Consider the following 6,972-nt stretch of genomic DNA (forward strand, 5'->3'; position numbering starts at 1 on the left):
GAACTGCGCGGCGTCGGCCGCGTCGGCGACGTCGCCTTCGACGGCGCGTACCGCCACACCAAGGTCGACGAGGCCGCGAGCCTCGACCTGACCGCCGTCGACGGCGACGTCGAGGTCGGCCGCCTCGCCGGCCCCGCCCGGATCAGCACCACCCGCGGCGACATCCGGATCACCGAGGCGCAGCGGGGCACCGTCGAGCTGACCACCCGGTCCGGGAGCATCACCGTCGGCGCCGCCGCCGGCGTCTCGGCCGCCCTGGACGCCGGCACCGGCCACGGCCGCATCGGCAACGCCCTGCGCAACGACGGCACCACCGTGCTCGACATCCGCGCCACCACCTCCCACGGCGACATCACCGCCCACAGCCTCTGACACCGGCACCGGCTCCACACCATCCAGGGGGAAGACATGACCAGCAACGCCACACCCGCGACCGGCACGACGGCCTGGACCGGCATGGTGCCGGTCGACGACACCGCCCTGGCCGTCACCGACACCGGCGGCCCCGGCCTGCCCGTGGTCTACCTCAACGGCCAGTTCGCCACCCAGGGCTACTGGCGCCGGGTCCTGGCCGAACTCGGCCCGCGGTTGCGGCACATCACCTACGACGAGCGGGCCCGCGGCCGGAAGTCGAAGCGCTCCGCGGACTACTCCTTCGAGGCCGCCGTCCGGGACGTCGACGCCGTCCTCGCCGCCCGCGGCGTGGAGCGGGCCCTGCTGGTGGGCTGGTCCTACGGGGCGTTCGTCGGCGCGCACTGGGCCTCGCGCAACCCGCAGCGCGCCATCGGCGCCGTCCTGGTCGACGGCGCGCAGCCCTACGACTGGCTCACCGAGGGGATGGAGCAGCGCATCCGCAAGCAGTTCCGGCAGTGGGCCCCGCTCATGGCGCTGATGCGCCCCACCGGGCTGACCCCGCGGATGACCCACGAGCAGATGTCCGACTGCAACATCGAGCTCGGCAGGATCGGCAGCGCCCGCGAACTGGGCCCGGTGCTGGATGCCATCACCGTCCCGACCCGGTACGTGGTCGCCTCGGGGATGTCGCTGGGCAGCCGCGGTGACGAGCAGGAGATGATCCGCGCGGTGCTGCCGTCGGTGGCCGAGCGCAACCCGCACATCGGGATCAGCGCGAAGGTCCCCAGCAACCACGGCGCGATCCTGAAGAAGGACTTCCGCGCCGTCGCGGACGCCGTACGCGAGGTCGCTGCCCTCGACCGGCCCGGGGCCGGTCGCTGACGGCCTGCCCACCCCCGCATCCGCCACCACCGGGCGGCCCGCCGCAACGACGCGGCCGCCCGACACCGCGTCACCACGAGTGGCCCGGCAGTCAGGGAGGGTGGAAATGGCGGTGCGGGCCGCGCGTCGGCTGGGCACACTGGTTCGATGATCATCGACCACTGGCCCCTGCGGGGACTGCGCGTGACCTCGCCCCGCCTGGAACTGCGCCTGCCGACCGAGGACGAACTCGCGGAGGTGGCGGACGTCGCCGCCCGCGGCGTCCACCTCCCCCAGGACCGCCCGTTCCTGACGCCGTGGGGCGAGCTGCCGCCCGCCGACCGGGCCCGGCACGTGATGCAGTTGCACTGGGCGCGGATGGGTCGCTGGAGCGCACAGGACTGGGCGCTGGACCTGGTCGCCTTCCACGAGGGGCGCCCGGTGGGCATCCAGGACATGCGCGCCAAGGAGTTCGGGGTGCGGCGCGAGATCGTCTCGGGTTCCTGGCTCGGCCTGGAGTACCAGGGCAAGGGCCTGGGCACCGAGATGCGCGCCGCGATGCTCCATCTGGCCTTCGCGGAGCTGGGGACGCAGTCGGCGACCTCGCTCTCCTTCGCCGACAACCACTCCTCGCTGGCCGTCTCGCGCAGGCTCGGCTACCGCAGCGACGGCATCGACCGCGACGTCCTGGACGGGCGGGTGGTCGTCTCCGAGCGGCTGCGCCTGAGTCCCGAGGCCTGGGCCGGGCACGCCCGCACCCCGGTCACCGTCACCGGCCTGAGCGACGGCTGCCGCGCCCTGTTCGGCATCGGCGGCTGACCGGGCCCCGCGCACGGGCGGCCCGGGCCTGCCCGGCCAGGGTGTGGCGGCCCGGACGGCATGGCGGTGGTGTCCCCGCCATGCCGTCCATCGTCTGTCTACCGGTTCTTCCTACCTTCCACTCACCTGCTCGTCGGCGATGCGAGGGCGTCGCCGCAGGACGGGAGCACGTCGAGAGGAACGCAGTGAAGAAGAAAATCGCCGGCGCCTTGATGGCCGGTGCCGCGCTGGCCGCCACCGTCACCCTGGCCACGCCTGCCGACGCCGCGGTACCGCAGGGCTGGGCGCACGTCCTGAACATGGGCACCGGCCAGTACCTGGACGACTACGCCCACAACACCAACCAGGGCGCCCCGGTGTACACCTACGCGCAGACCGGGCAGAGCAACCAGTGGTGGTACGTCACCATGACCTCCACCAACAGCGTCGTCTTCTCCTCCTACGAGACGCAGACGTGCACCGACTTCTTCTGCACCACCAAGACCTATCGGAACCTGCGCCGCAGCTTCAACGACACCGGCGAGCTGTCCGAGTACAACCCCTGGTACGACCCGTACGACAACACCGCGACCAGGTCGCGCTGGTGGTACGGGGCCGGCGACGCCGGCACGTACATCCACTCCGCCGACGGTGACCAGGGCTGCCTGACCGCCCACGCCGGGGGCCAGGTGACGGTCGAGGGCTGCCGCACCGGGGACCACACCCAGCAGTGGTCCGTGATCTACAGCTGACCCACCGCGGGTGGGCCGCGTCCCGGTAGAGCGGGCACGGCCCACCCGCACGCGTTGATCGCGCGTCTGCCGGCCGGGGTTGCGGTCCGTGCAACGGCGCTGCGGCGAAAGGGTGTTGCGGAAGCCGGGCGGTTCGCGGGCCTCAGGTGTGCAGGGCGGCGGGCAGGTCGGCCAGGGAGTGCAGGACGCGGATGCCGTCGTCGACCGGGGTGCGGGAGGCGGCGCGGTCGAGCCAGAAGGGGTGCAGGCCGGCGGCGCGGGCGCCGAGGGCGTCGAGGTCGTACTTGTCGCCGACGTAGGCGACCTGGTGCGGGGGCAGGCCGAGGCGGGCGCAGCCGGCCCGGAAGATGCCGGGGGCGGGTTTGGCCTCGCCGTGCTCGTCGGAGCAGACGAGGGCGGTGTCGGCGAAGTGGTGCAGCAGCCCGGTGGCGTGGAGTTTGTCGCGCTGGTGGCCGGTGGAGGAGTTGGAGACGATGCCGAGCCGGTGGGTGGGGGCGAGGGCGGCGAGGACGGGGGCGGCGTCGGGGAAGGCGGCCCGGGCGGCGTCGCGGTGGGCGGTGTAGCCGGCGAACCAGGCGGCGGCGGCCTCGTCGGGCATGGCGGTGGTGTCCTCGCCGAGGCGGGCGAGGAAGTGCCGGGTGCGCTCGTGCTGCTGTGCGGTGAAGGTCAGTTCGCCGGCGAGGAAGCGCGCGTACTGCTCCTCCATGACCTCGCGCCACAGCGCTGTGGCCGCCTCGGGGTCGGGGAAGCGGCGCAGCAGGTCGAGTCGGTGCAGGTGGGCGAGGATGCCGGCGCGTTCCGATCCGGTGTAGTCGAAGAGGGTGTCGTCGACGTCGAAGAGCACGCCTGTGATGGGCATGTGGGGTCCTTCCGTTGTCGGTGGGGACCGCTGGGGTCCGGTCCCAAGATCGCACGACGGTACGGAAGAGGGGGTCGACGATGGGCAGCGGGCACGAGGGGTTCTCCGCCGAGGAGCGGGCGGCGGTGAAGGACCGCGCGCAGGAGGTGAAGAAGGCCGCGCGCAGGGCCTCGCCGGCGCAGCAGGCGGCCGAGGCGCTGCGCGACGTGCCGGCGAGGATCGCCGAGATGCAGGAGGGCGACCGGGTGACGGTCGAGCGGGTGCACGCGGTGGTCGAACCGGCGGAACGGGGTTCAGGCGTCGAAGCGGATCTCGGGCCAGCGGGGTGTGGGGGCGTCCAGCAGGGGGGTGGGGATGCCGCGCAGGTGGAGGTTGAAGTAGGCGGTGAGGTAGGCGCGTTGGGCGGCGACGGCGCGGTGGGGGTCGCCGGTGCCGAGGAAGTGTTCCAGCTGGTCGGCGGGCCAGGCGAAGACGCTCTGTCCCTGGGGGACGAGCAGTTGGAGGTCGCAGTAGGACAGGTGTCCTGAGCGGGTGAGGGTCAGGCGGCGGCGCCAGCCGGTCAGGTGTGGCCACAGGGTGTCCCACATGGCGTCGCGGGCGGGGCTGTCCCAGGCGGAGGCCATCAGCAGCAGGGGGCGGGCCTGGTCGGCGGTGGCGCTGGTGTTGAACAGGGGGCCGTCCAGGACGGCACCGGCGCGGATGCGGGGGTCGTCGTGCAGGGCCTGGGCGGTGGTGGCGCCGCCCATGGAGTGGCCGAACATGCCGACGGCGTCGAGGTCGAGGGTGGTGTGGAGGCCGGCGGGCAGCGGGCCGCTTTCGAGGCGGTCGAGCAGGCAGCGGGTGTCGGCGGCCCGGTAGGCGACGATCTCGGCGTCGGTCATCGCCTGGACGCGGGCCTTGTCGCGTACGTCGAGGCGGTGGCCGGGGAATTCGACCTCGCCGGCGTCGTAGGTGTGGTCGACGGCGGCGACGACGTGGCCGTGGGAGGCGAGTTCCTCGGCGAGGGCGGTGTTGAAGGCGCTGTCGGCGCCGGAGCCGTGGGAGTTGAGGACGACGGGGTGGCGGCGGGTGCGGTCGGCGGGCGCGTTCGGGCGGGCGTGGGTGGTGGGCCAGGTGAGGCGGGCGTCGGGGACGGCGAAGTAGGCGGCCTGGAGGTGGGCGGTCTCGGCGGGGCTCATCCACGGTGCGTGGGGGCCGCGGGCGCCGGGGGCCGCGGGGTACCAGAGGCGGGCGCGCAGTTCGCGCGGGCGCGGCACGGGGGCCCAGGCGTCGGTGCGGGCGGGGTCGGTCAGGTACAGCAGGGCGGTGCCGACGGGGTGGGGGCCGGTGGGTGCGGGCAGGCTCAGGCGGGGCTGCCCGGCGGCGTCGGCCGGCGGGGCGTCGGCGCGGGCGGGCCCGGCGCCGGCGGCGACGGTGGCGGCGCCGAGGGCGAGCGCCCCGAGGACACCGCGGCGGGTGAGCGGACGGCCGGGCTGAGGTCTGGTCACAGGCGTGGCTCCTCGGGCGGTTCGGCGACGGCGGTACGCCGGGTGGCGGCGTGCGCGTCCACCGTGCCGACCGGGCCCGCCCGGGCGCGTCCGTCCGTGGCAGGAGCCGCCCGCGGTGCCTTGCGACCGCAGGCCTACGCCTGTGGCGGCAGCCGGGTGCGCCGGCTCCCTAGGGGCCAACCGGCTTCTGGGGTGCGGGAGTTGCCGAGGCTGTCAGGAGCGCGTCGAGCAGGCCGGGGAAGCGGGTGTCGAGGTCGGTGCGGCGCAGGCTGACGAAGCGGTTGCGGCCGGCGACGCGGGTGGTGGTGACGCCGGCCTCGCGCAGCACCCGCATGTGGTGGGAGACGGTCGACTTGTGGAGGTGGTCCAGGCCCAGGCCGCGCGGGTCGCAGGAGTGCTCGCCGCCGTCGGCGTAGCTGAGCAGCAGGGTCATGCGTACGGGGTCACCGAGGGCGTGCAGGACGGTGACGAGGTCGATGTCGGCGGTGGCGGGCTGGGGAAGCCGCTCGTCGTCGCTCATGGCGCACGCTCCTCGGGGCCGCGGGCGGGGAATGAATGGTTTGACAATCATCCACCAATCCCCGAGTGTTTGACGAGCGTCAAACTGTTGCATGTCCATCCAACAGTCCCGTCCGACCGTCCACCTTTGTGCCCCGGGGGGCTCTCCCGTGCCCGTACGTCTGCTCCTGCTCGCCCTCGGCACCTTCGCCATGGGCACCGACTCGATGGTCGTCGCCGGCATCCTCGGCCCGATCTCCGCCGACCTGGGGGTGTCGGTGCCGGCCGCCGGCCAGCTGGTCACCGTCTTCGCGCTCGGCTACGCGCTGCTGGCCCCGGTGCTGGCCACGCTCACCGCCCGCTGGCCGCGCCGGCGCCTGCTGCTGACCGCACTCGCGGTGTTCAGCGCGGCCAACGCGCTCAGTGCGCTCGCGCCCACCTACGGGCTGCTGCTGGCCACCCGCGTCCTGGCCGCGGCCGGCGCCGCCCTCTACACCCCGACCGCCAACGCGGTGGCCACCACCCTGGTCGCCCCCGAGCGGCGCGGCCGGGCGCTGGCGACGGTGCTGGGCGGGATGACGGTGGCCACCGCACTCGGCGTGCCGCTGGGCACCTGGGTGGGGCGCACCGACTGGCGGATGACGATGTGGCTGGTCACCGCCCTGGGCCTGGCGGCCCTGGCGGGCCTGGCTCTGCTGCTGCGCGACCTGCCCGCCCCCACCGCCGCCCCCACCCTGAAGGCGCGCCTGGCGCCGCTGGCACAGCGCCGGGTGCTGGGCGCCGCGGCCACCACGCTGGTGTTCTTCCTCGCCTTCCAGAGCGTCTACATCTACCTGGCCACCGCCGTCTCGGGCGCCACCGGCGGCGACGCCGACCGGCTGAGCGTGGTCCTGCTGACCTGCGGCGTGATGTCGGTGGCCGGCAGCTGGCTGGGCGGGCGCCTGGTGGACCGCCTCGGGGTGCGGCGGGTGCTGCTGGCCGGCTCGGCGGCGGCCGCCGGCGCGTTCGCCGCGCTGCCGTGGCTGGGGCGCGGCATGCCGGGGGCGCTGGGGTACGCGATGGTGGTGCCTTTGGCGGGGTGGGCGGTGTCGGTGGCGTTGCCGCACCGGCTGGCGTCGATCGATCCGGGGAACGCGCCGCTGCTGATCTCGCTGAACAGCAGTGCGCTGTACCTGGGGACGGCGGCCGGGGGTGTGGCGGGGTCGACGGCGATCGCGGTGCTGGGCGGGCGGTGGTTCCCGTTCGCGGCGGCGGCGCTGGCGCTGGTGGCGTGCGCGGTGGCGGCGGCGACCACGCGCGACGAGCGAGCGGTCCGGGCCCGGGTGCCGGAGCCCGTCCGCGTCTGAGGAAGCGCCCGTGCCCC

8 protein-coding genes and 1 pseudogene are annotated in these 6,972 nt (G+C 74.5%); 6 read left to right on the forward strand and 3 right to left on the reverse strand.

Annotation, left to right across the window (positions count from 1 at the left end; translation table 11 throughout):
• The 4 genes from ACFU7Y_RS36805 to ACFU7Y_RS36820 all read left to right on the forward strand — a co-directional run.
• The coding region (locus ACFU7Y_RS36805) for a DUF4097 family beta strand repeat-containing protein (RefSeq protein ID WP_380770963.1) at window positions 1-372 on the forward strand (372 nt) is incomplete at its 5' end.
• Window positions 373-408: 36 nt separating this feature from the next.
• Window positions 409-1,236: an alpha/beta fold hydrolase gene (locus ACFU7Y_RS36810; RefSeq protein WP_380770964.1), complete on the forward strand. Its 828-nt coding sequence runs from the start codon at window positions 409-411 to the stop codon at window positions 1,234-1,236.
• Window positions 1,237-1,383: 147 nt separating this feature from the next.
• Window positions 1,384-2,034: a GNAT family N-acetyltransferase gene (locus tag ACFU7Y_RS36815; RefSeq protein WP_380770965.1), complete on the forward strand. Its 651-nt coding sequence runs from the start codon at window positions 1,384-1,386 to the stop codon at window positions 2,032-2,034.
• 185 nt (window positions 2,035-2,219) lie between these two features.
• On the forward strand, window positions 2,220-2,765 hold the full coding sequence (locus ACFU7Y_RS36820; RefSeq protein ID WP_380770966.1) for an RICIN domain-containing protein: 546 nt from the start codon (window positions 2,220-2,222) through the stop codon (window positions 2,763-2,765).
• 142 nt (window positions 2,766-2,907) lie between these two features.
• Here ACFU7Y_RS36820 and ACFU7Y_RS36825 read toward each other — a convergent pair whose 3' ends face one another.
• A complete protein-coding gene (locus ACFU7Y_RS36825; RefSeq protein ID WP_380770967.1) occupies window positions 2,908-3,624 on the reverse strand; it encodes an HAD family hydrolase in 717 nt (238 codons plus the stop codon).
• Window positions 3,625-3,704: 80 nt separating this feature from the next.
• Here ACFU7Y_RS36825 and ACFU7Y_RS36830 point away from each other — a divergent pair.
• Window positions 3,705-3,908 (forward strand): annotated as a pseudogene (locus ACFU7Y_RS36830) (hypothetical protein); the annotation flags it as partial.
• 9 nt (window positions 3,909-3,917) lie between these two features.
• Here the strand turns inward: ACFU7Y_RS36830 and ACFU7Y_RS36835 are convergent.
• Window positions 3,918-5,111, reverse strand: coding sequence for an alpha/beta hydrolase family protein (locus ACFU7Y_RS36835; protein WP_380770968.1), 1,194 nt, complete (start codon window positions 5,109-5,111; stop codon window positions 3,918-3,920).
• Window positions 5,112-5,280: 169 nt separating this feature from the next.
• Entirely contained in the window at window positions 5,281-5,631 is a 351-nt protein-coding gene (locus ACFU7Y_RS36840; protein ID WP_224285499.1) for a helix-turn-helix transcriptional regulator, read from the reverse strand.
• Between the two features lie 148 nt (window positions 5,632-5,779).
• On the opposite strand from ACFU7Y_RS36840, the gene ACFU7Y_RS36845 reads away from it, so the two are divergent.
• Window positions 5,780-6,955 (forward strand): MFS transporter, encoded by a 1,176-nt coding sequence (locus ACFU7Y_RS36845; RefSeq protein WP_380770969.1) that lies wholly within the window; start codon window positions 5,780-5,782, stop codon window positions 6,953-6,955.
• The last annotated feature ends 17 nt before the right edge of the window (window positions 6,956-6,972 follow it).

This window comes from Kitasatospora sp. NPDC057542 (genome assembly GCF_042801945.1).
Classification (GTDB): domain Bacteria; phylum Actinomycetota; class Actinomycetes; order Streptomycetales; family Streptomycetaceae; genus Kitasatospora.

What these genes read in the sequence shown, in the direction of transcription:
- ACFU7Y_RS36840 (WP_224285499.1), bottom strand. Translation starts at nt 5,631, where the DNA reads ATGAGCGACGACGAGCGGCTTCCCCAGCCCGCCACCGCCGACATCGAC.
- ACFU7Y_RS36810 (WP_380770964.1), top strand. Translation starts at nt 409, where the DNA reads ATGACCAGCAACGCCACACCCGCGACCGGCACGACGGCCTGGACCGGC.
- ACFU7Y_RS36825 (WP_380770967.1), bottom strand. Translation starts at nt 3,624, where the DNA reads ATGCCCATCACAGGCGTGCTCTTCGACGTCGACGACACCCTCTTCGAC.
- ACFU7Y_RS36815 (WP_380770965.1), top strand. Translation starts at nt 1,384, where the DNA reads ATGATCATCGACCACTGGCCCCTGCGGGGACTGCGCGTGACCTCGCCC.